Source organism: Saccharopolyspora elongata (assembly GCF_004348985.1).
Taxonomy (GTDB): Bacteria; Actinomycetota; Actinomycetes; order Mycobacteriales; family Pseudonocardiaceae; genus Saccharopolyspora; species Saccharopolyspora elongata.
In genome coordinates this window covers 1-23,642 of sequence record NZ_SMKW01000067.1, presented here as the reverse complement: position 1 = coordinate 23,642, position 23,642 = coordinate 1, and the positions used below count along the sequence as shown (strand labels likewise).

At 71.3% G+C, this 23,642-nt stretch carries 20 protein-coding genes, 1 pseudogene and 1 riboswitch; of the genes and pseudogenes, 17 read left to right on the top strand and 4 right to left on the bottom strand.

Annotation, left to right across the window (positions count from 1 at the left end; genetic code table 11):
* Positions 1-18 precede the first annotated feature (18 nt).
* Together E1288_RS34740 and lat are read left to right on the top strand one after the other, a co-directional pair.
* Positions 19-873: a spermidine synthase gene (locus tag E1288_RS34740; protein WP_132492882.1), complete on the top strand. Its 855-nt coding sequence runs from the start codon at positions 19-21 to the stop codon at positions 871-873.
* A 173-nt stretch (positions 874-1,046) separates the two neighbouring features.
* Positions 1,047-2,414: an L-lysine 6-transaminase gene (gene lat / locus E1288_RS34735; RefSeq protein WP_132492880.1), complete on the top strand. Its 1,368-nt coding sequence runs from the start codon at positions 1,047-1,049 to the stop codon at positions 2,412-2,414.
* A gap of 110 nt (positions 2,415-2,524) precedes the next feature.
* Here lat and E1288_RS34730 read toward each other — a convergent pair whose 3' ends face one another.
* Together E1288_RS34730 and E1288_RS34725 are read right to left on the bottom strand one after the other, a co-directional pair.
* Positions 2,525-3,121, bottom strand: coding sequence for a response regulator transcription factor (locus tag E1288_RS34730; RefSeq protein ID WP_132492878.1), 597 nt, complete (start codon positions 3,119-3,121; stop codon positions 2,525-2,527).
* Positions 3,118-4,311 carry a sensor histidine kinase gene (locus E1288_RS34725; protein WP_235884023.1) on the bottom strand — a complete coding sequence of 398 codons (1,194 nt, stop codon included), beginning with the start codon at positions 4,309-4,311 and terminating at the stop codon, positions 3,118-3,120. The genes E1288_RS34730 and E1288_RS34725 overlap by 4 nt, the downstream gene beginning before the upstream one ends.
* Before the next feature lie 140 nt (positions 4,312-4,451).
* Between E1288_RS34725 and E1288_RS34720 the strand changes: the two genes are divergently transcribed.
* Together E1288_RS34720 and E1288_RS34715 are read left to right on the top strand one after the other, a co-directional pair.
* On the top strand, positions 4,452-5,345 hold the full coding sequence (locus E1288_RS34720; protein WP_132492876.1) for an ABC transporter ATP-binding protein: 894 nt from the start codon (positions 4,452-4,454) through the stop codon (positions 5,343-5,345).
* A complete protein-coding gene (locus E1288_RS34715) occupies positions 5,342-6,061 on the top strand; it encodes an ABC transporter permease (protein ID WP_132492874.1) in 720 nt (239 codons plus the stop codon). Before E1288_RS34720 ends, E1288_RS34715 begins: the two co-directional genes overlap by 4 nt.
* An 80-nt stretch (positions 6,062-6,141) precedes the next feature.
* Here the strand turns inward: E1288_RS34715 and E1288_RS34710 are convergent, their stop codons facing one another.
* Positions 6,142-7,716 (bottom strand): dolichyl-phosphate-mannose--protein mannosyltransferase, encoded by a 1,575-nt coding sequence (locus tag E1288_RS34710; protein ID WP_132492872.1) that lies wholly within the window; start codon positions 7,714-7,716, stop codon positions 6,142-6,144.
* Positions 7,717-7,799: 83 nt separating this feature from the next.
* Between E1288_RS34710 and rsmI the strand changes: the two genes are divergently transcribed.
* The gene (rsmI, locus tag E1288_RS34705; RefSeq protein ID WP_132492870.1) at positions 7,800-8,636 is read left to right on the top strand and encodes a 16S rRNA (cytidine(1402)-2'-O)-methyltransferase; all 837 of its coding nucleotides are present in this window, start codon (positions 7,800-7,802) and stop codon (positions 8,634-8,636) included.
* A 33-nt stretch (positions 8,637-8,669) separates the two neighbouring features.
* Positions 8,670-9,254: a cysteine hydrolase gene (locus tag E1288_RS34700; protein ID WP_132492868.1), complete on the top strand. Its 585-nt coding sequence runs from the start codon at positions 8,670-8,672 to the stop codon at positions 9,252-9,254.
* 197 nt (positions 9,255-9,451) lie between these two features.
* On the opposite strand, the gene E1288_RS34695 is transcribed toward E1288_RS34700, so the two are convergent.
* Positions 9,452-10,720, bottom strand: coding sequence for an aminodeoxychorismate synthase component I (locus tag E1288_RS34695; protein WP_132492866.1), 1,269 nt, complete (start codon positions 10,718-10,720; stop codon positions 9,452-9,454).
* A gap of 209 nt (positions 10,721-10,929) precedes the next feature.
* On the opposite strand from E1288_RS34695, the gene E1288_RS34690 reads away from it, so the two are divergent.
* The 11 genes and pseudogenes from E1288_RS34690 to E1288_RS34640 form a co-directional block, all read left to right on the top strand.
* Positions 10,930-11,955, top strand: a complete 1,026-nt coding sequence (locus tag E1288_RS34690) for a DUF4185 domain-containing protein (RefSeq protein WP_132492864.1) — start codon at positions 10,930-10,932, stop codon at positions 11,953-11,955.
* A 170-nt stretch (positions 11,956-12,125) separates the two neighbouring features.
* Positions 12,126-12,977 (top strand): esterase/lipase family protein, encoded by an 852-nt coding sequence (locus E1288_RS34685; RefSeq protein ID WP_132492862.1) that lies wholly within the window; start codon positions 12,126-12,128, stop codon positions 12,975-12,977.
* A 145-nt stretch (positions 12,978-13,122) separates the two neighbouring features.
* On the top strand, positions 13,123-14,916 hold the full coding sequence (gene metG, locus E1288_RS34680) for a methionine--tRNA ligase (protein WP_132492860.1): 1,794 nt from the start codon (positions 13,123-13,125) through the stop codon (positions 14,914-14,916).
* Between the two features lie 117 nt (positions 14,917-15,033).
* The gene (locus tag E1288_RS34675) at positions 15,034-15,867 is read left to right on the top strand and encodes a TatD family hydrolase (RefSeq protein ID WP_132492858.1); all 834 of its coding nucleotides are present in this window, start codon (positions 15,034-15,036) and stop codon (positions 15,865-15,867) included.
* Positions 15,868-16,153: 286 nt separating this feature from the next.
* Positions 16,154-16,405 (top strand): annotated as a pseudogene (locus tag E1288_RS49245) (transglycosylase family protein); the annotation flags it as partial.
* A gap of 585 nt (positions 16,406-16,990) precedes the next feature.
* Positions 16,991-18,487 (top strand): resuscitation-promoting factor, encoded by a 1,497-nt coding sequence (locus E1288_RS34665; RefSeq protein ID WP_132492854.1) that lies wholly within the window; start codon positions 16,991-16,993, stop codon positions 18,485-18,487.
* Positions 18,488-18,606: 119 nt separating this feature from the next.
* Positions 18,607-19,476 carry a 16S rRNA (adenine(1518)-N(6)/adenine(1519)-N(6))-dimethyltransferase RsmA gene (gene rsmA, locus E1288_RS34660; RefSeq protein WP_235884022.1) on the top strand — a complete coding sequence of 290 codons (870 nt, stop codon included), beginning with the start codon at positions 18,607-18,609 and terminating at the stop codon, positions 19,474-19,476.
* A 175-nt stretch (positions 19,477-19,651) separates the two neighbouring features.
* Positions 19,652-19,739: riboswitch (SAM riboswitch) on the top strand.
* A gap of 244 nt (positions 19,740-19,983) precedes the next feature.
* Complete coding sequence (locus E1288_RS34655) at positions 19,984-21,000, top strand: methionine ABC transporter ATP-binding protein (protein WP_132492852.1); 1,017 nt, start codon at positions 19,984-19,986, stop codon at positions 20,998-21,000.
* The gene (locus E1288_RS34650) at positions 20,997-21,680 is read left to right on the top strand and encodes an ABC transporter permease subunit (protein WP_165968414.1); all 684 of its coding nucleotides are present in this window, start codon (positions 20,997-20,999) and stop codon (positions 21,678-21,680) included. Before E1288_RS34655 ends, E1288_RS34650 begins: the two co-directional genes overlap by 4 nt.
* A 78-nt stretch (positions 21,681-21,758) precedes the next feature.
* Positions 21,759-22,571: a MetQ/NlpA family ABC transporter substrate-binding protein gene (locus E1288_RS34645; RefSeq protein WP_132492850.1), complete on the top strand. Its 813-nt coding sequence runs from the start codon at positions 21,759-21,761 to the stop codon at positions 22,569-22,571.
* Positions 22,572-22,707: 136 nt separating this feature from the next.
* A partial coding sequence (locus E1288_RS34640) for a 4-(cytidine 5'-diphospho)-2-C-methyl-D-erythritol kinase (RefSeq protein ID WP_207954722.1) occupies positions 22,708-23,642 on the top strand: 935 nt, incomplete at its 3' end.

The window sequence follows — 23,642 nt, the reverse complement described above, 5'->3', positions numbered from 1 at the left end:
AGCCGAGGGGAGGCTTCCGTGGGGACTCGCGAACGGGTTGAGGCGGCCGTCCGGTTCGGTGTCGCCGAACTGATTCCCGATCGCCTCCGGGCCGGTGGGTGGACCGTTTCCGTCGACGGCGTCTCCCAGTCCTATGTGGATCTCGACGATCCGACCCACCTGAAGATGCCCTACACGGACTGGATCGCTCAGGCGATCGACCGGCACTGGCCGCCGGGCGCCGTGTCGGCGCTGTTCGTGGGCGGCGGTGGTTTCGCGTTGCCCCGCTACCTCGCCGCGACGCGGCCCGGCTCGGAACAACTCGTGTTCGAGCTCGACGGGAAGCTCGTCGAGCTGGTGCGCGAGCATCTCGGCCTCGACGAAGTGCCGGGTTTGGAGGTCCAGGTGCAGGACGGCCGGGCCGGTGTCGAAGGTGCGTTGGACGACAGTGCCGACCTCGTCGTGCTGGACGCCTTCCAAGGCGGGGACGTCGTCACCGGGCTGGCCACCGTCGAGTTCTTCACCGAGGTCTCGCGGGTGCTGCGGCCCGGCGGGTTGTTCGCGGCGAACCTGTGGGATGCCGCCGAACTCGGTTTCGCCCTGCGCGCGATCGCCGCGGCCTGCGAGGTGTTCCCGCACGTGCTGGTCTTCGCCCACCCCCGCGTGTTGGCGCGGCGTCAGTCCGGCAATGTCGTCGTCGTCGCTTCGACGCGCCGCCTCCCGGCGGCCGAACTGGCCGAATGGGCGGTCTCGGCATCGGAGCGGGTCTACTGCCTGACGCCGGAACGGCTGGCCGACGTGTGCGGAACCGCCGCGCCGCTGACCGAGGCCGATCCGCTGCTCGACCCGGTGCCGCCCGTTCGCGGCTGGTGGTCCGGCTCCCGCCTCGCCTGACCGTTCGAGTTCACCCGGCAGCGGTACACGTCCCACGCATGCCGCAGCGAAAGAAAATCTTTCTCCGAAGCGCAGTCTTTACTGAAGGATGTTGCTTATCTGCGGAATACTGATGTAATTCTTCTTGACAAGTGATGCTCGACACCGCACCACACGGCGCCGGGAGGCCGAACATGACCGCTCAGCACGAGACCGTTCGCGACGTCGTACCGACCGAAGTCCCGAGCCAGCGAGACGCGGCGACCGACGTCGTCGCGGCGCTGAAAGCGCACGTCACCGGCGACCTGATGGACATCGTCGTGGACCTCGACGCCGGCGACGGCTGCCGGCTCCGCGACGCCCGTGACGGCACCGAGTACCTCGACATGACGATGTTCTTCAGCTCCGCGCCGCTCGGGCACGGCCACCCCGGCCTGCGCACGTCCGAGTTCGAGGCGGAGCTGGTGCGCGTCGGGCGCGTCAAGCCGTCCAACCCGGACTTCGCCACCGCCGAGCAGGCCCGCTTCGCCGAGACGTTCCGCCGCGTGGTCGGGGTCCCCGAGCTGCCGCTGCTGTTCTTCATCGACGGCGGCACCCTCGCGGTGGAGAACGCGCTGAAGGTCGCCTTCGACTGGAAGACCAAGGTCAACGCGCGCAACGGGATCGCGGTGCGCGGCAGCCGCGTGCTGCACCTGGAGCGGGCCTTCCACGGCCGCAGCGGCTACACGCTCTCGCTGACCAACACCGATCCGTCGAAGATCCGCGACTACCCGATGTTCGACTGGCCGCGCATCCCCAGCCCCGCGATCGAGCCGGGCGAGCGGTGGGACAGCGACGAGCTGCTGCCGGAGGAGACGATCGCGCTCGACGCCGCCCGCGCCGCGCTGCGCCGGTACGGCAACGAGATCGCGTGCTTCGTGTACGAGCCGATCCAGGGCGAGGGCGGCGACCGGCACCTGCGGCCGCAGTTCCTGCGCGCGGTGCAGGAGATCTGCCGGGAGCACGACGTCCTCACCGTTGCCGACGAGGTGCAGACCGGCGCGCTGACCGGGCGGGCCTGGGCGCACGAGGCGCTCGGGCTGGAGCCGGACCTGGTCGCCTTCGGCAAGCGCCTGCAGGTGTGCGGGGTGATGGGCGGGCGCCGCGTGCTGGAGGTCGCCGACAACGCCTTCCGCGAGGCCAGCCGGATCAGCTCCACCTGGGGCGGTTCGCTGGTCGACATGGTCCGCGCGACAAGGATCCTGGAGGTCGTCGAGCGCGATGGTCTGTTCGAGCACAGCAGGCAGATGGGCGAGCTGCTGCTGGGCGAGCTCCGCGACCTGGCGGCGGAATTCCCGTCGGTGATCCGCGACCCGCGCGGCCGCGGCCTGATGTGCGCGATCACCTTCCGCGACCCGGCCAAGCGCGACCGCGCGCTGGCGATCGCCCGCGACAGCTATCGCACGCTGTTCCTGCCGTCGGGTCCGGACGCCCTGCGCTGCCGTCCGCCGCTCTCGGTCCGGCCGGAAGAGATCGTCGACGCGGTGGCCGCGCTCCGAAAGACCCTGGCCGACCTGGCCTGAGGGGGCGGGGTTCGCGCGTGGTCGTTCCAGACCGGAGCGACCACGCGCGGCTTTTCGGCTCCGCGCCGCCGTGCCCGCTCAGGAATTGGCGATTTCGCGCGAAATCGGCGTCAGATCCAGCCCTCTTCCCAGGCGCGGCGGGCCGCTTCGTGCCGGGTGGCGACGCCGAGCTTGGTCATCGCCGCCGACAGGTAGTTGCGGACCGTGCCGGGCGCCAGGTGCACCGCCGCCGCGATGGTGGCGATCGTGCCACCCTGCAGGGTGTGCCCGAGCAGTTCGAGTTCCCGGTCGGTGAGCGGGCAGGCGCCGCCGGTCAGCGCGCTGGCCGCGATCTCCGGGTCGATGTAGCGGGCGCCGGCGCGCACGTCGCGCAAGATCACGGCCAGCCGGGATGCGGGCGTGGTCTTGGGCACGAAGCCGCGGATGCCCGCGGCGAGCGCCCGCTTCAGCACCCCGGGTCGGGCGTGCCGGGTGACCAGCACGATCGGGAGCTGCCCGTCGAGGCGCTGCGCGGCCTGCACGCCGTCGAGCTCCGGCATCTCCAGGTCGAAGACCGCGATGTCCGGCGCGTGCTCGCGGACCGCCCGGAGCGCTTCCGCCCCGTTGCTGCACTGGGCGACCACTTCCAGGTCCGGCTCCAGGTCGAGCAGCGCGGCGAGCGCGCCCCGGATCAGGTCCTCGTCGTCGGCCAGCACCACTCGGATCACGAAGTCCTCCCGGGTTCGTCGGCGGAACCGCGCAGCTCGAACCGGTCCGCCACCCGGTTCGCATCGACCCGCCCGCCCAGTGTGCCGAACCGCTGGCGCAGCCCGTCGATGCCGGACCCGGCGTCGCCGTTCGGCGGGTTCGGGCGGTCGTTGCACAGCACGACCTGCGTGCGCGGTCCGTCGACGGCGATGATGAGTTCGCAGTTCTCGGCGCGCGAATGCCGGAGGATGTTGGTGGTTCCTTCGCGCACCAGCGCGCCGAAGAGCGGTTGCAGCGGCGGCGGAACCATCGCCGCGTCACCGCGCACCGCGGTCCGGACGCCGGCGGCCTCCAGGATTTCGCGCGCGTTGTCGAGTTCCGTGATCAGGTTGCTGCGCCGGTAGCCCTGCACGACCTCGCGGGTGTCCTTCAGCGCGGTCCGCGCGAGCTCGGCCACCTCGGCGGCCTGGGCGCGCGCCCGGTCGTCGTCGGCGCCGACCAGGCGTTCGGCCAGCTCCGCCTTCAAGGCGATCGCCTGCAGGTGGTGGCCCTGGATGTCGTGCAGATCGGCGGCGAACCGGAGGCGTTCCTTGGCGACGGCGAGCTCGGCGCTGACGGCCCGGGCCCGGTCCAGCTCCAGCACGATGTCCCAGAACCAGACGGCGGCGAAGACCAGCGAGATCACCGCGGCCACGGTGACCACGGCGGGGACGGCGGTGACGACGGCGAGCATCGGGTGCGGCATTCGCGGCAGGGCCGCGAGCCCGGCGACCGTGCTGATCAGCAACGTGGCCGCGACGGCCAGTTGCCAGCGGAACCGGTGCGGGCCGGCCGCGATGTGCGCCGCGGCGAGCCCGCTGACCAGCACCGACCAGATCAGCCCGCTGCCGTCATGGCTCAGCGCGTACGCCATGGCGGCGAGGGCGAGCGCGAAGATCGCGCCGTGCAGGAGCGGGCGCGACGTGCCCTGGCCGAGACCGCGCATCAGGCTGATCGACAGGACCGTGCCGTCCACCGCGATCGCGACCAGGGCCAGCGCCAGGACGACGATCTCGGGCGTGCCGTAGAAGCCCGACCGCGCGCCGGCCACGAGGTTGAGCACCGGGAACAACGCGTACATCGGCATCAGCGGCACGAGCGACCACCACGTGTAGCGGCGCAGTCGCACGATGCGGCGCGGGTCGAACTGGACGGGGTCGGGTTCGCTCACCGGTCCAGCATCCTGCATCCGTCCCGCCCCGCTCGCCGATTCCGGCATGACATCAGTCATCAATTTCCCTGACAGGACTCGCGCTCGCGGCTGACGGAACGCTCTACCGGTGCGAACGCGATCCGGCGAGCCTTGACGGCATGACGACACCAGTGATCAGCGTCAACGGACTGCGTTGCCGCTACGGCGATTTCGAGGCGGTCCGCGGGATCGACTTCGACGTGCACTCCGGTGAGCTGTTCGCGCTGCTCGGCACCAACGGGGCGGGCAAGACGACGACGCTGGAGACCATCGAGGGGCACCGGGCGCCCACTGCGGGCGCGGTGCGGGTCTTCGGCCAGGACCCCCGGCGGGATCGCTCGGTGCGCCGCCGGACCGGGATCATGTTGCAGGAAGGCGGTTTCGCCGGCGATCTGACGGTCCTCGAAACCGCCCGGCTCGGCGCCGCGCTGACCTCCCGCAAGTCCGATGTGGACGAATCGCTGGCGGCGGTGGGGCTGGCGGCCCGGCGCGCGACGCGGGTGAAGCAGCTCTCCGGCGGCGAGCGCCGCCGGCTGGACCTCGCGCTCGCCCTGCTCGGCGATCCGGACCTGCTGTTCCTGGACGAGCCGACCACCGGTATGGACCCGGAATCCCGCCGCGCCACCTGGGAAATGGTGCGCGCCCGCCTCGCGCGGGGCACCACGGTGCTGCTGACCACGCACTACCTGGAGGAGGCCGAACGGCTGGCGCACCGGCTGGCGATCATGCACCAGGGCCGCATCGCGGTGTCCGGCAGGCTGGTCGACGTGCTGGCCTCCCAACAGGCGCGGATCAGCTTCGACCCAGGCGACCTCGTCGAGCTCCCGCCGCTGGCCGGGACGGCGACGTGGACCGGCACCCGCGTGGAGGTCCGGACCCCGGCCCTGCAGCGCGACCTGCACGCGCTGCTGTCCTGGGCCGACGGACGCCTGGACCTCGCGGGCCTGCGTGCGCACCAGGCGTCGCTCGAAGACATCTTCCAATCCGTCCGCCAGGAGGTGGCCGTCCCATGAGCACAGCCGTGCTCGCATTGAGCAGCGCCGAGTGGAAGCTGCTGATGCGCAACAAGACCGTGGCGCTCAGCGCGACGCTGATGCCGCTGCTGCTCGGCCTGCTCCTGGGCACCAGCGTGCCCGGCAGCGCCGACCTCCAGGTCTGGTCCGCGACGCTGACCACGCAGCTGCTGGCGGTGCAGGGCCTCACCGTCTACTTCACGGTGACCACCGCGCTGACCAGCCGCCGCGAGGACCTGTACCTGAAGCGGCTGCGCAGCAGCGAGCAGTCGGCCGCGACGATCCTGACCGGGCTGCTGAGCCCGGCGGTCCTGCTCGGGTTCGGCCAGATGATCGTGCTGTTCGGGATTTCGGTGGGCCTGGGCGCGCCACTGCCGGCGAGCCCGGTCGCGCTGGTGCTCGCGATGATCCCGGGAGTCGCGCTCGCCGTCGCGGCGGGGGCGGCGACGAGCGGCCGGACGTCCACCGCGGAGCAGGCGCAGATCACCACGATGCCGTGGCTCATCGTGCTGCTCGGCAGCGCGGTGTGGGCGTCGCTGAGCACCTCGCCGGCCGTGGTGCTGCTGCCCGGCGGGGCCTTCGGGGACCTGGTGCACCGCGCGATGTCCGGGGTGGACCTGTTGGGCGGGCTTCCGGCGCTGGGCGTGCTGGTGGCCTGGACCGCGGTGCTGGGCCTGCTGGCCCGCGCCTGGTTCCGCTGGGAACCGCGCGCCTGATCCTGTTTCCGCTGGTCACGGGCCGTGAGTGTGTTGGGGCGCCGCAGCACCCCAACACACTCACGGCCTGGTAGTTGCGGTCAGCGCCAGGAGGGGAGCCATAGCTCGGCCTGCCAGTGCTCCTGGGTGATCGGCTCGCCGTTGAGGATCGGCCACAGCCACACGAAGTTCGCCACCACGAGCCCCACGTACAGCGATACCGCGAGCAGCCCCGTCTGGCGCCGCTCCAGGTGGTCGCGCGCCGTGCCCAGCACCTCGCCCAGCACCAGCACGATGCCCAGCACCAGGAACGGCGCCAGCGGCGTCGCGTAGAAGAAGTACATCTGCCGGTCCAGGTTGGTGAACCACGGCAGGTAGCCCGCGCCGTAGCCGACCAGGACCGTGGCGTAGCGCCAGTCCATCCTGCTGGTCGCCCGCCAGACCGCCCAGCCCGCGACGGGCAGCGCCAGCCACCACATCGCCGGCGTGCCGATCAGCATCGTCGCCCCGACGCAGTTGGACCGGCCGCAGCCCGAGATCCCCGACTCGTAGTAGTAGAGCATCGGGCGCATGCCCATCGGCCACGCCCACGGCTTCGACTCCCACGGGTGCGGGTTCTTCGGCGTGACCAGGTGGGTGTGGAAGTCCAGCACGTTGAGCTGGTAGTACAGCAGCGACCGCAGCGCGTCGGGCAGCGACCCGAAGCCGACGTCGTCGGCGGTGATCACGGCGTGCCGGTCCGTCGCCGTCTCGCTGGCGAACCAGCCCGCCCAGGTCGCGAAGTAGACCAGCAGCGGGATCGCCACCAGCGACCACAGCGCCGGGGCGGTGTCGCGCACCAGCGCCGCCCGCCACGGCCGCCGGACCCCCGCCGCGCGCCGCGCCAGCGCATCCCAGACGACGCTGAGCAGGCCGAACGCCATGATGTAGTAGATGGCGTTCCACTTCACGCCGCAGGCCAGCCCGAGCATCAGCCCGGTGCCGAACCGCCACCAGCGGAACCCCAGCCGCGGGCCCCAGCCGCTCGGGTCCAGCCGGCCCTCGACGCAGACCTGCCACATCCGGCTGCGCACCTGGTCGCGGTCGGCCAGTAGGCAGGCGAACGCGGCGAGCAGGAACATCGCCTGGAACACGTCGAGCATCCCGACCCGGGACTGCACGTGGCTGAGCCCGTCGCAGATCAGCAGCACGCCGGCCACCGCGCCGAGCAGCGTGGACCGGGTCATGCGGCGCGCGATGCGCACGACGAGCAGCACCATCACCGTGCCGCAGAGCGCGGCCATGATCCGCCAGCCCCACGGGTTGTAGCCGAACAGCCACTCGCCGATCGCGATCAGCTGCTTGCCGACCGGCGGATGCGCGACCAGCTCGTAGCCGGGGTTGTCCTCGTAGCCGCCGTTGCGCAGCATCTGCCACGCCTGCGGCACGTAGTGCTTCTCGTCGAAGACCGGGGTGCCCTCGTTGGTGGCGCGCCCGAGGTCCCACAGCCGCACGAGGCCCGCGACGACCGTGACCGCGATCGTCACCAGCCAGCCGCGCAGCCGGTCGGTGGGCATCGTCACGTCGAGCAGGGGACGCGGATCGGTCTCGCCCGGCTGCCGGGCCGGTGGCCTGCGGCCGACGTTGACGAGTTCGTCGGCGCTGCGGCCACCGGGATTGGGGACGAGGACGCTCACAGCCCCCGATCGTAGGAGACCAGCCGCGAAGTCGGTGGCCCGCCGCCCCGGGGGGCGCGCCCGCGGAAATACGCTGTGCGGTTATGGACTCCGGCACGCTCCTGCTAGCCGCCACCCCGCTCGGCGACGCCCGCGACGCTTCGGCGCGCCTCATCGACGCGCTCGGCTCGGCCGACGTCATCGCCGCGGAAGACACCAGGCGGGTGCGCGCGCTCGCCAGCGCGCTGGGCGTCACGCCCGGCGGCAAGGTGGTCAGCTACTACGAGGGAGTGGAAGCGGCGCGCGCGCCGATGCTGCTGGACGCCCTGCGCGAGGGCCGCACGGTGCTGCTGGTCACCGACGCCGGGATGCCCAGCGTGTCCGACCCCGGGTACCGGCTGGTGGCGGCCTGCGTCGCCGAACAGCTGCCGGTGACCTGCCTGCCGGGGCCATCCGCGGTGACCACCGCGCTCGCGGTGTCCGGGCTGCCGTCGGACCGGTTCTGCTTCGAGGGGTTCCCGCCCCGCAAGCAGGGCGAACGCCGCCGCTGGCTCGGTCGGCTGCTCGCCGAGGAACGCACCTGCGTGTTCTTCGAGGCGCCGCACCGGCTCGCCGACACCCTGGCCGACGCCGTCGAGGTGCTCGGCGGCTCACGGCGAGCCGCGGTCTGCCGCGAGCTGACCAAGACCTACGAGGAGATCCGCCGCGACAGCCTCGCGGAGCTCGCCGCCTGGGCCGCCGAAGGCGTGCGCGGCGAGATCACGGTGGTGCTCGGCGGAGCCGAGCCGCCGGCGTCCACCGACCCGGCGGAGCTGGTGGCGCAGGTGGAGGAGCGCGCCGCCGAAGGCGTGCGGCTGAAGGACGCGGTAGCGGAGGTCGCGGAGCTCGCGGGCGTGCGGAAGAAGGAGCTGTACGACGCGGTCCTCGCCGCCCGGCGGTAGAGACCCGGCCGCGTTCTCGGGCAAGATCGAATGATGCGATGTGCAGTGCTGGGCCTGCATTGGCAGGTCAACGTGATCGAACCCGAGGGATTCTTCGGCGGGATGCTCGCCGAACCGGTGGCGCGCAGCGGCGTGGTCGAGCGCGCCGCGCGGTTCCACCGGGCGGCCGGCGAGGCCGGGGCCGAGCTGGTGTTGACCCGGTTCACGGTGCCCGTCGGGGAGGGCGGGCTGGTGCGCAACACGGCGTTCATGCGCGCCGTCGGCGATGCGCAGGAGGCGTTCCGGCCGGACGCGCCGGGCTCCGGGTTGATCGCTGCGATGGCGGACTCGGGCGGCCGGGTGGTGGACAACCAGCGGCTTTCGGGCCTGGCGGGCAACGACCTCGTGCCGTGGCTGCACGAGCAGGGCATCGACACCCTGCTGATCACCGGCGTGGCCACGAACCTGACGGTCGAGCAGACGGCCCGGCACGGCACCGATCTCGGCTTCACCGTGCACGTGGTGCGCGACTGCGTGGCGGCGGCCGACGAAGCGGTGCACGCCGCGTCCCTGGCGAACCTCGACCTGGCAACGGCGGGCGGCCTGACCGCCGAAGAGGCCCTCGCCCTCCTCGGCTGACGCGCCCGAGCGCGGCTACTTCTGGGGTTGTTCTGCGTGCCGTTTTCGCGCGAAACCGGCGCCCCGCTCCGCCTGCGGGTGACGTTTTCGCGCGAAACCGGCGCCCCGCTCCGCGCGGCTTCGCCTTTCCGAATGTCAGAAGCCCTACCGCATTCCGGGCGACGTACCCGACCCGAAGCGCTCAAGCCGGCCTGCGGCTAGCGGTCCAGCAGGGACAGGACCGGGGCGGCCTTGGTGAGCACTTCCTGCCATTCCCGGCCCGGGTCGGAGTCCGCCGTGATCCCGCCGCCGACGCCCAGGTGCAGCACGCCGTCGGCGAATTCCAGGGTGCGGATGGCGACGTTGAGTTCCATGCCCGCGACGGGGGAGACCATGCCGACCGCGCCGCAGTAGACGTCGCGCGGCTGCGACTCCAGCTCCGCGATCAGCTCCAGCGCCCGCGCCTTCGGCGCGCCGGTCACCGACGCGGGCGGGAACGCAGCCGACAGCAGCGCCGAATTCGGCAGCTCCAAGGGGATTTCCGCCCGCACGTCCGACACCAGGTGCCACACGCCGGGGTGCGGCTGCACGTCCAGCAGCCGGGGCACCGTCACGCGCCCGACCTCGGCGACCCGCCCGAGGTCGTTGCGCGCCATGTCCACGATCATCACGTTCTCCGCAACGTCCTTCGTGGACGCTCGGAGCAGTTCGGCGTTGCGGTCGTCCTGCGGTCCCCGCCGTGGCAGCGTTCCTTTGATCGGGCTGGAGCGCACCACCCGGCCGTGCCGGGCCAGGAACAGCTCGGGCGAGAACGACGCGACCGCGCCCCACGGCCCGGCCACGTAAGCCGCCCGCGCGGGCTCGAACCGCGCGCTGCCTGCGGCGAACACCTCCAGCGGATCGCCCCGGAACGGCACCGCGAACCGGCTGCAGATGTTCGCCTGGAAGATCTCGCCTCCGGCGATCTCCTCCACGCATCCGCGCACGGCTTTGCCGTGCCGGTCGGCGTCCGGTCTGCCGACCGGCCCCGCCTCCCAGGAGGCCTGCGGCGGATCGCCTCCGGCGACCACCTCGGCGAGCTCCGCGACCAGGCCCGGTTCTGCGGCGCCGAGCGCCTCGAACAACCACTGCCCGTCCGGGTCGAGCCGCAGCACGTGATCGGCCCAGCCCCACGCGGCGAGGGGCAGCCGGCGGGGTTCGGCGTGCCGGCCCGGGTCGGTGAGGCCGTAGCCGAGGTAGCCGATCCAACCGCCGCCGACCGCGCCGGGTCGGGCCTGGCACGTCGGCATGTCGGTGGTGGTGAAGGCCAGTTCCGGCGCGGTGGCGTCGATCCGCACCGACGGGGCGAGGACGGCGGAGCCGCCGAACCAGTCGCCGGTCAGCGCGGCCGGCGGCGGCAGCCCGCGGCGGCGCGCGCGAGCCGCGAGGCGCCGCAGCACCTGGGCTGCGCTCGCCTCGCCGTCAATCGGACGGGTGAAGACCGGCACGCCGACAGTATGACCGCGCACCTAGCCCGGACCACAGCCCCGGTTACAGATGTTTGCGCTGGTCAATCAGGTGGGGCGCGGCTCGGGGAGTGGCCGAGGTCATGTCCCGGCCAGGATCCCGAGCCATCGGGCGGCGCTGCGAGTTCACGGCGGCTACCTGCGCGAACGCCTTCCCCGTGGGACGTGGCCGCCGTGCGTACGGTGGCCGCATGGTGCGTGTGATCGGTGCGACCAGGCTCACGAGGATCACCGGCGAGGACTCCTGCAACAGCACCGCCAGCCGGTTCGGCATCCGCGCGACGGATCTCGGGATCATGTGGGACGACGGCCGGGGCGGCGTGCTCGCGGCGTTCGGCGACACCTACGGCGATGGTTGGGGCGGGCACGGCGCGGGCCCCAAGAGCGCCGACTGGCGGTACAACGTGATCGCGCGGTCCACCAACACCGATCTGGACGCGGGCCTGAAGTTCGACTCGGCCCTGTCGCGCGAGGACGGCATGGCCGGGCAGGCGCTGCCCGGCGACCGGACCGGGGTGCGCGAGCACACCGTGATCCCGACCGCGGGGATCGCCATCGGCGGCCGCAACTACCTGCACTACATGTCCGTGCGGCGGTGGGGGATGCCGGGCGTGTGGCACACGAACTACGGCGCGCTCGCGTACTCCGACGACGGCGGGGCCACCTGGACGAAGTCGGAGACGGCGGTGTGGCGGAACTCGCGGCAGCCCTGGGTGAGCCGGTTCCGGCGCCGCGACCCCGGCGGTCACCCGTTCCAGATGATCGGTTTCGCAGGCGTCCTGGACGGCCGCGCCCACCTGCTCGGCACCCCGAGCGGCCGGTTCGGCGCCGGGCACCTCGCCCGCGTCGGCGCCGACGACCTGCTCGACCCGGCGGCCTACGAGTACTGGACCGGCACCGGCTGGGGCGACGACCCGCTCGCCGCCGCGCCCGTCCTGCCCGCGCCGGTCGCCGAGCTGTCGGTGCAGTACAACCGGCACTTCGACCGGTGGTTCGCGGTGCACCTCGATGAGCAGCGCGCGGCGATCGTGCTGCGCACGGCGCCGGAGCTCACCGGGCCGTGGACCGGCGGCGAGGTCGTGGTGTCCGGCGCCGACTGCCCGGGGCTCTATGGCGGCTTCCTGCACCCGTGGGCCGCGGACCGGCCGGCGATCTACTTCACCCTGACCCAGTGGGGCCCGTACAACGTCGACTTCTTCCGCGCCGACCTCGCCTGACCAGCCGCCGAACCCGTGCGCACTTCTTGTCGCTACAGCAGCACAAAGTGCGCACGGGCTTAAGCCCGCGGCCGGCTGGGCCGTCGGGATGATGTTGCGGTCGGCCGCGTCACTTCCTGGTTCCGAGCCCGTTGTGCATCGGAAAGTCGCACGACGAGGCGAGGTTGAAGATGCGCATCAGAGGTGCCCTGGCCGCCCTCGCGGCCCTGCTCGCGGTCACCGCGGCGGCGACGCCCGCGACGGCCCAGTCCGACGCGGCCGCCGCGCCGTCCGGCGTGAACGACTGGAGCTGCCAGCCCAGCGCCGAACACCCGACTCCGGTGGTCCTGGTCCACGGCCTCGGCGGTGCCGCCACCACGAACTGGGCGTACCTGGGGCCGGTGCTGGCCGACCAGGGCTACTGCGCCTTCGCCCTGACCTACGGCCTCCCACCCGGGGTACCGCAGATCACCGGCGGATTCGCGCCGATGGAGGAGAGCGCGCCCGAGCTCGCCGACTTCGTCGACCGGGTGCTGGCCGCCACCGGCGCCGGGAAGGTCGACCTGGTCGGCCACTCCGAGGGCACCGTGATGCCGCAGTACTACCTGAAGTTCCTTGGCGGAGCCGAGAAGGTGCAGCGCTACGTCGCGATCACGCCGCTCTACGACGGCACCACGCTGCAGAACACCTCGGAGCTGCTGGACCGGCTGGCCGAGGAGCTGCCGGTCGTCGGCCAGGTCCCGGACGAGCTGTGCGGTTCGTGCCGCCAGTTCTTCAAGGACTCCGAGTTCATGACGAAGCTCAACGCCGACGGCGCCGCGGTGCCCGGCATCGAGTACACGACGATCATGACCAAGTACGACCAGCTGGTCACCCCGTACACCAGTGGCCACCTGGACGCAGCGAACGCGACCAACATCGTGCTCCAGGACGTCTGCCCGCAGGACTTCTCCGAGCACGTCGCGGTGGCGTTCAACCCGCACGTCGGGCGCATGGTGCTCAACGCCCTCGATCCGGCCGGGGCACAGCCCGTGCGGTGCTGATCCCGGTCGTCGGCGGCCGCTTCCTCTCTCGCCGCCCTCGTCACTCGCACCGCTACCGGCACTGCTGCGCGGGACGAGCCCGGAACACCTTCATTAACGAGAACCGGTTCGAGGTCACGACCCCTCGAACCGTAGGCTAAGCACCATGAGTGCCTCTGTGTTGACCGCTGTGGCCTGGCCCTATGCGAACGGTCCACGGCACATCGGCCACGTCTCCGGTTTCGGTGTGCCCTCGGACGTCTTCTCTCGCTACCAGCGAATGGCCGGCAACCGGGTGCTCATGGTGTCCGGCACCGATGAGCACGGCACGCCGATCTCGGTGCAGGCCGAGAACGAGGGGCTGACCACCCGCCAGCTCGCCGACAAGTACAACCGGGTGATCGCCGAGGACCTGCAGGGCCTCGGCCTGTCCTACGACCTGTTCACCCGCACCACCACGGGCAACCACTACGAGGTCGTCCAGCAGATCTTCCTCGCGCTGTACCGCAACGGCTACGTGCTGCCGAAGACGACCACCGGCGCGATCAGCCCGTCCACCGGCCGCACGCTGCCCGACCGCTACATCGAGGGCACCTGCCCCATCTGCGGCTACGACGGCGCGCGCGGCGACCAGTGCGACAACTGCGGCAACCAGCTCGACCCGGCCGACCTGATCAATCCGGTGTCCCGGATCAACGGCGAGAAGCCGGAGTTCGTCGAGACCGAGCACCTGTTCCTGGACCTGCCCGCGTTCACCGAGTCGCTGGGCAAGTGGCTGTCCACGCGCACCGGCTGGCGGCCCAACGTCCTCAAGTTCGCCCAGAACCTGGTCGACGACATGCGGCCCCGGGCGATCAGCCGGGACCTGGACTGGGGCGTGCCGATCCCGCTGGACGGCTGGCGCGACCAGCCGATGAAGCGGTTCTACGTCTGGTTCGACGCGGTGATCGGCTACCTGTCGGCCAGCGTCGAGTGGGCCCGCCGGACCGGTGACGCGGACGCCTGGAAGCAGTGGTGGACCGACCCGGCCGCCCAGGGCTACTACTTCATGGGCAAGGACAACATCACCTTCCACGCCCAGATCTGGCCGACGCTGCTGATGGGCCACAACGGCCAGGGCGACCGCGGCGGCGAGGTCGGCCCGTACGGCGAGCTGAACCTGCCGGACGAGATCGTCTCCAGCGAGTTCCTCACCATGAGCGGGTCGAAGTTCTCCACCTCCCGCGGCACGGTGATCTACGTGCGGGACTTCCTGCGCGAGTTCGGGCCGGACACCCTGCGGTACTTCATCTCGGTCGCCGGGCCGGAGAACCAGGACACCGACTTCACCTGGGACGAGTTCGTCCGGCGCACCAACTTCGAGCTGGCCAACGAGTGGGGCAACCTGGTCAACCGGTCCATCTCGATGGCCGCGAAGAACAACGGCGCGGTGCCCGCGCCGACCGCGCCCCAGGCCGCCGACGAGGAGCTGAAGGCGTTGTCCCGCAATGCCTTCGACACCGTCGGAGGGCACCTGCAGCGGTCCCGCTTCAAGGCCGCCTCGCAGGAGGCCATGCGGGTCGTGTCGGCGGCGAACAAGTACCTGTCCGACCAGGAGCCGTGGAAGCTCAAGGAGGACCCGGACCGGCGGGACGCCGTGCTGCACACGGCGCTGCAGGTGGTTTCCGACGCCAACACGCTGCTCACCCCGTTCCTGCCGCACTCGGCGCAGAAGGTGCACGAGCTGCTCGGCGGCACCGGGGTCTGGTCGGCCCAGCCGGAGATCCGCGAGGTCACCGACCTGGACGACCCGAGCATCGAGTACCCGGTGCTGATGGGCGATTACGCCGGCGAGCAGGCGGCGTGGCGGTCCACCGAGATCGAGGTCGGTCGGCCGCTGCAGAAGCCGACGCCGCTGTTCGCCAAGCTGGACCCGAAGCTCGGCGAGACCGGCCCGGAATGGGCCCCGATCGAAAGCTGATCACCCGAGGCGAGGGGCACCCGTGAAACCCGCGGGTGCCCCAACCCTCGTTGGACCACAGTTTCAATTGAAACTGCGGTCGAACCACCCGAGTGCTGCCTGCGTTGGAGGGGTGCGATGAGCAAGCGGAAGCGGGAGCTGCCGCCGGTGCCGGAGGCGCTGCCCGCCTCGGCGGTGGACGCGCACACCCACCTCGACGCCTGCGGCGCGAAGACGCCCGACGAGGTGCGCGCCATGGTGGACCGCGCGCAGGCCGCCGGGGTCGGCCGGGTGGTGACCGTCGCCGACGACATCGCCTCCGCCGAGTGGGCCGTCGAGGCGTCCACTTGGGACGACCGGGTGTTCGCGGCGGTGGCGCTGCACCCCACCCGGGCGAAGGACTTCGACGACGCCGACCGGCAGGTGCTGGAGCGGCTCGTCGCGCACCCCGGGGTGGTCGCGGTCGGCGAGACCGGCCTCGACTACTACTGGGATTACTCGCCGCCGGAGCCGCAGCAGGAGGCCTTCCGCTGGCACATCGACCTGGCCAAGCGCGTCGGCAAGCCGCTGATGATCCACGACCGCGAGGCGCACCAGGACATCCTGCGGATCCTGTCCGAAGAGGGCGCCCCCGAAACCGTGGTGTTCCACTGCTTCTCCGGGGACGCCGAGTTCGCCCGGTCCTGCGTGGACGCCGGCTACGTGCTGTCCTTCGCCGGTACGGCGACCTTCCGCAACGCCAACGCCAAGGGGCTCCGGGAGGCTGCGCAGCTGGTGCCGCTGGACCAGTTCGTGGTGGAGACCGACGCGCCATTCCTGACCCCGCACCCGTTCCGCGGACGCCCGAACGAGCCGTACTGCGTCAATTACACCCTTCAGGATCTTGCGGAACTCCGTGGCATGACGCTTGAAGAACTCGTGGTAGCGACCACGGCCACGGCCGAGCGAGTGTTCCGGCTCGATCAGGCGTAACCCCTCCCGCACTCCTTTCACTCGCAGTTCTTTGATATTGCGCGCCGGATCGCGCCCGCTTGCAGTCCGCGACGCCGTCCCTACCGTCCACTTCGGAAGCCGGGATGGGGGCCAGCACCCCGAAATCCCGCCCCGCTGGGCGGAGAACCTCCTACCCGGAGGCACGGCAGTCAGGATTGCGATGAAGTTCGGTTTGTTCGCGAAGGCGACGGTAGTGGCGAGCATCGTGGTCTGCGGTGTGGCGCCGATGGCGGCGGCGTCTCCGAGCGCGCCGCCGGCCGCGCGGGCGGCGGTCTGGGACCGGCTCGCGAGGTGCGAGTCGGGCGGCAACTGGGCCGCCAACACCGGCAACGGGTACTACGGCGGCCTGCAGTTCAACCGCCGGACCTGGGCCGCGCACGGTGGCAACCGGTTCCACAAGTACCCGCACCGGGCGTCGCGGGAGCAGCAGATCGTCATCGCGGAGGCGCTGCGCCTGGCGCGCGGCGGCTTCGGCGCCTGGCCCGCGTGCGCGCGGAAGCTGGGCCTGCCGCGATGAGGTGATCAACTCGCTGCGGGGCACAGATCCCTCGGGTGAGGGGAGGGAGGGCCCGGCCCGAGCGCGTTGAGTGCTCGGGCCGGGCCTGGTTCCCGGCCCGGAAACCGCGTGCCGGTCATGGAAACCGCAGGTGTCGGGGGCGTGTGATATGTCACCCAAGAGCCTGGTCGCCCAGTTAACGAGGCGCCGACGGTACCCCCGAACGGACCAAATGCAGGCGATCTCGCTTACTGATCGTGCTCGGTTGCTCGGCAAGTCAGCGTAACGCAGATCACAAGCTGGATCGGGGTTCTTGGCTGGCTGCATTGATCACGCTAGAGTCTCGGCCTCGTAACCGATGACAACCAGTCATGGGGAACGCCCGTAAGTCTCGCCGGTGTACGTCGGGGAAGCGGGCCGTGGGCAACGGAGCTCTCGGTCGGCTAGGACGGCGCTTGGCTGCGGGAGTCGGATACAGACACGAAGCACGAAGGTTGTGTGCACGCGAGGAGCGAGGGAGTTGAGCGACGACATGGGTCTCGCCCGACACCGCCTCCGCTCCGCATCACGCGAGCGCGACTTCCGCCTTCGGGAGGTAACGACCCTGTGAACGGACGCGGCGAGCCCAGCTATCCCGGCCATGCCTACCGGTCGGACGACGGCTACTGGGCCGAATCCTTCGAGCCTACGACGGACTGGTTCACCCCGGTCCAGGCCGAGCAGCACACCGCTGTCGGACTCCTGGACCGCCCGGAGCCGCAGCGGTACCCGGCCGAGGACCACCCGAGTTTCCCGCCGGGCTCGCTCGAGATCACCCCGGCGGACATCTACGACGTTCTCGGCCCGGACGCCGAGGACATGCTCGCCACCGCCGAGATCGACGTCGACGAGGTCATCCGGCTGATCAACGCCGAGACCACGGTGCTGCCGCCGCTGGTCATCCCGGACGCGTTGCCGGAGGCGGAGGAGGACGACACCCCGCCGCAGGAGGTCGTCGACGCGATCGCCACCTGGAAGCGGCGCTTCCTCAAGGGCGCGGTGGCCGGCGTGCTGCTCACCCTCACCGGCACCGGCGGCGCGGCCGCCGCGATGGACAAGTCGGTGACCGTCGAGGTCGACGGGCACGAGCGCACCGTCAGCACCTACGAGGGCACCGTCGCCGACGTGCTCGAGGACGAGGGCATCGCCGTCGGCCAGCACGACGCGCTGAGCCCCTCGCCGCAGGCCAAGGTCAGCCACGGCGACACCATCACCCTCGACCGCGGGCGGCTGCTGAAGCTGACCGTCGACGGTGAGCCGCGCGAGGAATGGGTCCGCTCGGTCACGGTGGACCAGGCGCTGCGCCAGCTCGGCGTCCAGGCCGATGGGGCGTGGCTTTCCGCCGACCGCACCATGGCCGTGCCCGAGCAGGGCCTGGACCTGGTCGTCAAGACCAGCAAGAACATCACCGTCATCGACGGTGGCAACGAGCCGCGGCAGCTGACCACGACCGCCGTCAACATCGACGAGCTGGTCAAGGAGCAGAAGCTCGAGCTCGGCCCCGAGGACACGATCACGCCCGGCGGCGACCAGCGGCTGGTCACCGGCGCCGAGATCCGCATCGACCGCACCGGCAGCACGGTCATCAACGTGACGATGCCGGTCGCGCCCCCGGTGCAGGAGATCGTCGACAACACGATGTTCAAGGGCGAGGAGCGGGTCGAGTTCCCCGGCGTGCCCGGCGAGAAGATCGTGTTCACCCGGGTCACCACGCGCAACGGCGAGGAGACCGGCCGGGAAGCCGTCGGCGAGAAGATCACCAAGGAAGCGCAGCCCAAGGTCGTGCGCGTCGGCGGGAAGCAGCCGCCGAACAGCGGGGTCTGGGACAAGCTGGCGCAGTGCGAGGCCGGCGGCAACTGGGCGATCAACACCGGCAACGGCTACTACGGCGGCCTGCAGTTCAACAAGTCCACCTGGGACGCCTACGGCGGTGACCAGTACGCGCCGTACCCGCACCAGGCCAGCCGCGAGCAGCAGATCGCGGTCGCCGAGAAGGTCCGCGCGGCCCGTGGCGGCGGCTACGGAGCCTGGCCGGGCTGCTCCTCCAAGCTAGGCCTCAACTGAGCATTTCCCGTTGTCCCGAAGGGCACCTCTCGTCGGATGATCCGGTGGTAGGTGCCCTTCGTGGTTCTGCTGCTCGGGGTGCGGGGACGGTGGCTTCGGGGCGCGGGTAGTTTTTCCGTGTGGACGACCAGCAGGCGACTCTGCTCGGCCCGGCCGACGTGCGCCGGTTGGCCGAGGAGCTCGACATCCGCCCGACGAAGAAGCTCGGCCAGAACTTCGTGCACGACCCGAACACGGTGCGCCGCATCGTGGCCTCGGCGTCGGTCACGGCGGACGACGTCGTGCTGGAGGTCGGCCCCGGCCTGGGCTCCCTGACGCTCGCCCTGCTCCCGGCCGCCGGTGCCGTGACGGCCGTCGAGATCGATCCGGTGCTCGCGGCGCGGCTGCCGCGCACCGCCGCCGAGTTCGCCCCGGGGCTGGCCGACCGGCTCACCGTGATCGAGGCCGACGCCCTGCGGGTGTCCGCTGCGGACTTCCCGGCGCCGCCGACCGCGTTGGTCGCGAACCTGCCGTACAACGTCGCCGTGCCGGTGGTGCTGCACCTGCTGGCCGAACTGCCGAGCCTGCGGCACGGCCTGGTCATGGTGCAGTCCGAGGTCGCCGACCGGATGGCCGCCAAGCCGGGCAGCCGGGTCTACGGCGTGCCCAGCGCCAAGGCCGCGTGGTACGCCGACGTGCGGCGCGCGGGTCCGGTGCCGCGCAAGGTGTTCTGGCCGGTGCCCAATGTGGACTCCGGGCTGGTGTCGTTCGAGCGCGTCGAACCGCCGTCGACGGCGCCGCGCGCGGAGGTCTTCCGGGTGGTGGACGCGGCGTTCGCCCAGCGGCGCAAGACGTTGCGCGCCGCGCTGTCCGGCTGGGCCGGGTCCGCGGCGCGCGCGGAGGAAGTTCTCCGGGCCGCCGGGGTGGATCCGTCGATTCGCGGTGAGCAGTTGGAGATCGCCGACTTCGCGCGCATCGCGGAGGCCGCGGCTACCGAGAGCGGCCGCTGAACCACCCGTCCGGGCGCTTGCCAACCGAGGTCGATCCACTACTCGGAGTCACCGAGAACACCTGGGGCGCCAGGAAAATTCCCGCTCGTCCGGGTGTGTGATTTGGCGGACGATTTCAGAAAGTGACGACTATCAACTTGCGCTGGAATCCGCCAGTGGGGTCTACTATTCGGGAAATCCATCCCGAGCGGCCGAGAGACCTGGCTCCGCGACGCCGCAGCAACCACCCGATGGGCAGGTGCTAACGCCAGGACCGATGGAGTTGTTGTGGATTCCAACGCGCTGTTAGCCAGCCCGCCTGCGGGTCAGACCCGAGCTCAGCTGGCCCGATCCCGGCAGAACCACATCCGGAGGCTGCTGACGCAGCGTCGCGTCATCGACCACGGGCGTCGCACCACCACCGCCTGTCGTCGCGAGATGTGACCCAGCCCTTCCTCCCTTTCCGAAGTTCCTTGGCCTGCCGCCCTGTCGTGCGCGCGGCCGTCGCGAGCTGATGTGGAGCCGATCGTGATCACAGTCGAGAACCTGACCAAGTCCTTCCAGCACAACAACGGAACCGTCCGCGCCCTCGACGGCGTGTCGATGGAGGTTTCGGCCGGTGCGGTGTGCGGGGTGGTCGGTCCGAGCGGGGCCGGCAAGTCGACCCTGGCCCGGTGCATCGCGCTGCTGGAGAAGCCGGACGGCGGCGCCATCCGCGTCGACGGCACCGACCTCGTTTCCCTCGGCGGCAAGGCGCTTCGCGCGGCGCGTCGCCAGATCGGCGTTGTGCCGCAAGGCGATTCGCTGCTGCGCCAGCGCACCGCCGCGGGCAACGTCGCGTTGCCGCTGGAAGCGGCCGGTGTCAGCGGCCCGCAGCGGCGCACCCGCGTCGGCGAGCTGCTGGACCTCGTGGGCCTGACCGACAAGGCCTCCGTCTACCCCGACCAGCTCTCCGGCGGGCAGCGCCAGCGGATCGCGGTGGCGCGTGCGCTGGCCGCCAAGCCTTCGGTGCTGCTGGCCGACGAGCCGACCTCGGCGCTCGACCCGAGCACCACCGACTCGGTGCTCACGGTGCTGGACCGCGCCCGCGCCGAACTGGGCGTCACCGTGCTGGTGGTCACCCACGACATGGCCGTGGTGCGCAAGATCGCCGACGACGTCGCGGTGCTGGAGGACGGCCGGGTGGTCGAGCACGGCAAGGTCATCGACCTCGTCGCCGAGCCCGGCAGCCGGGTGGGCGACACGCTGCTGCCCGGCACCGACCAGGGCGATTCGCTGCGGCCCGGCGGCCGGCACGACGTCGTCGCCGAGGTCGTGCTGGTCGGTTTCGCCGCGGTCGGCGCGTTGCTGCCGGAGGCCGCCGGCCGGTTCGGGGTCGAGCTCGCGATCCTGGGCGGCGGGTTGACCAGGCTGGGCGACACGCCCGTGGCTAAGTTCAAGGTCGGCCTGACCGGCGAGCGAGCCGAGGCGGCCCTGAAGTGGATGGTCGAGCGGGACGCGCATGTGCGACGTGCCCCGGTGTGCGTTGACGGAGCTGCTGCGTGAGTGATGTGACCCCCTGGTCGGAGGTCCTTGGAATTCTTGGTGAAGCGACGATCGACACGCTCTACATGGTGTTGGTGTCGACCCTGTTGGCGGTGCTGGGAGGCCTGCCGCTCGGGGTGCTGCTGCACCTGACCTCGCCGGTCGGCCTGAACCCGAAGCCCGTGCTGTACCGGGTGCTCGGCGTGGTCGTCGACGTGGTGCGTTCGGTGCCGTTCGTCGTTCTGCTGGTGGTGCTGGCGTCGTTCACCCGGCTGCTGATCGGCACGTCGATCGGCAGCACCGCGGTGATCGTGCCGCTGACCATCGGTGCCATCCCGTTCTTCGCGCGGTTGACGCAGAACGCGTTGCGCGAGGTCAGCTTCACCGTGGTCGAGGCTGCGATCACGACCGGATCGAGCAAGCTGCGGATCGTGTGGACGGTCCTGCTCGGCGAGGCACGGGCCGCGCTGGTCGGCGCGGTCGGCGTCACCGCCGTGGCGCTGGTCGGCTACGCCGCGATGGCCGGCGCGATCGGCGGCGGCGGGCTGGGCACGACCGCGATCCAGGACGGCTACCAGGGCTACGACGACCGGATCCTGTGGGGATCGGTGGTCGTGCTCGGCGTGCTGGCCTTCGCGATGCAGCTGATCACCGACCGGACCGCGAAGCTCGTCGACCGGCGCCGGACCGCGACGAGCTGACCTCGTGGGCGACGCCCACCCGAACCTCTTCCTGCTTGGGACGACCTCCCAACCGCTGTCCAGAAAGGACGAACTCTGATGCGTTTGCGTTTTGCCGCCCTGGTGGCCGCGGCCGGCGTGGTGCTGGCCGCGTGCGGAGGTGGCGGCGGCCAGGCCTCCTCGGACCCGAACGCCCCGCTGCGGGTCGCGGTCAGCCCGACGCCGCACGGCGAGATCCTGCAGTACGTCAAGGACGACCTGGCGAAGCAGGCCGGGCTCGACATCGAGATCGTCAAGTTCGACGACTACAACCGGCCGAACGAGGCCGTCGCGAACGGCGAGCTGGAGGCGAACTACTTCCAGCACGTGCCCTACCTGGAGGAGTACCGCAAGCAGCGCGGCGGCGACTTCGTCTGGATCCAGGCCGTGCACCTGGAGCCGCTCGCGGTGTACTCCAACAAGGTCAAGTCGCTGCAGGAGGTCCAGGACGGCGCGACGGTCACGCTGTCCAACGACCCGGCGAACCAGTTCCGCGGCCTGAAGCTGCTGGAGCAGGGCGGCCTGATCAAGCTCAAGCCGGACGCCGCGGTGGGCACCCGGTTGGAGTCGGCGATCGCCGAGAACCCCAAGAACATCAAGTTCAAGGACCTGTCGCCGGACCAGCTGCCGCGCTCGGTGGATGACGCCGCCGCCGCGGTGGTCAACGGCAACTACGCGATCAAGGCGAACCTGCAGAACCCGGTCGTCGTGGAGAGCCCGGAGAACAACCCGTACGCCAACGGCCTGGTGACCAGCCCGGCGCTGGAGAAGGACCCGCGGATCCAGAAGCTCGCCGAGCTGCTGCGGTCCCAGCAGGTCAAGGACTTCATCAACCAGAAGTACGGCGGCGTCGCGGTCATCCCGGCGGCCTGACCGGACCATCCGCGCGGGAGGGCGCTTCCGAACGAGTTGATCGTTCGGAAGCGCCCTTCGCCGTATTTTCCGGTCCCGTACCCAGGGAAGTCGGCGGCGGGGTTTGCTGTACACGTACGCTCTAAGAGTGCTCTCCGTGGTTCCTACCCCCATCACCGTTCGCGTTCCCGCCAAGGTGAACCTGCACCTGTCGGTCGGGGACCCGCGCCCGGACGGCTACCACGAGCTGGTCACCGTCTTCCAGGCGCTGTCGATGACCGACGAGGTCACCGTGCTGGTCGCCGAGGAACCCGGCATCGACGTGCACGGCGATGGTGCGGATTCGGTGCCCACCGGCCCGAGCAACCTGGCTTGGAAGGCCGTGCAGCTGCTCGCCGAGCACAGCGGGCGCGATCCGGAAGAGCCCGGGGTGCGGCTGTCGATCAACAAGGGCATCCCGGTCGCCGGCGGGATGGCCGGCGGCAGCGCCGACGCGGCGGCGACGCTGCTGGCGCTGAACCACCTCTGGCGGCTGGAGCTGGGCCGCGACGACCTCAGCGAGATCGCCGCGAAGCTGGGCAGCGACGTCCCGTTCTCGCTGCAGGGCGGCACGGCGCTGGGCACCGGCCGCGGCGAGCGGCTCGTGCCGGTGCTGGCGCGGCACACCTTCCACTGGGTCATCGCGCTCGATCGCCGCGGGCTGGGCACGCCCGGCGTCTACACCGAACTCGACCGGCTGCGGGCGGAGTCGAAGCCGAACCGAGTCGGGGAGGTCGAGCCGCTGCTGGAGGCGCTGGCCTCCGGCGACCCGCGGCAGCTCGCCCTGCTGCTGGGCAACGACCTGCAGGCGGCGGCCGTGTCGCTGCGCCCCGGGCTGCGGCGCACGCTGCGCGCGGGCGTGCAGGCGGGCGCGCTCGCCGGGATCGTCTCGGGCTCGGGCCCGACTTGTGCCTTCCTCTGCACCGACGCGGACTCGGCGGTCCGGGTGGCGGCCGAGCTCTCCGGCGCGGGCGTGTGCCGCACCGTCCGCGTCGCCCACGGCCCCGTCCCGGGCGCCCGAGTGGTCTCCGAAGAGCCCGCCCACCGCCCCAC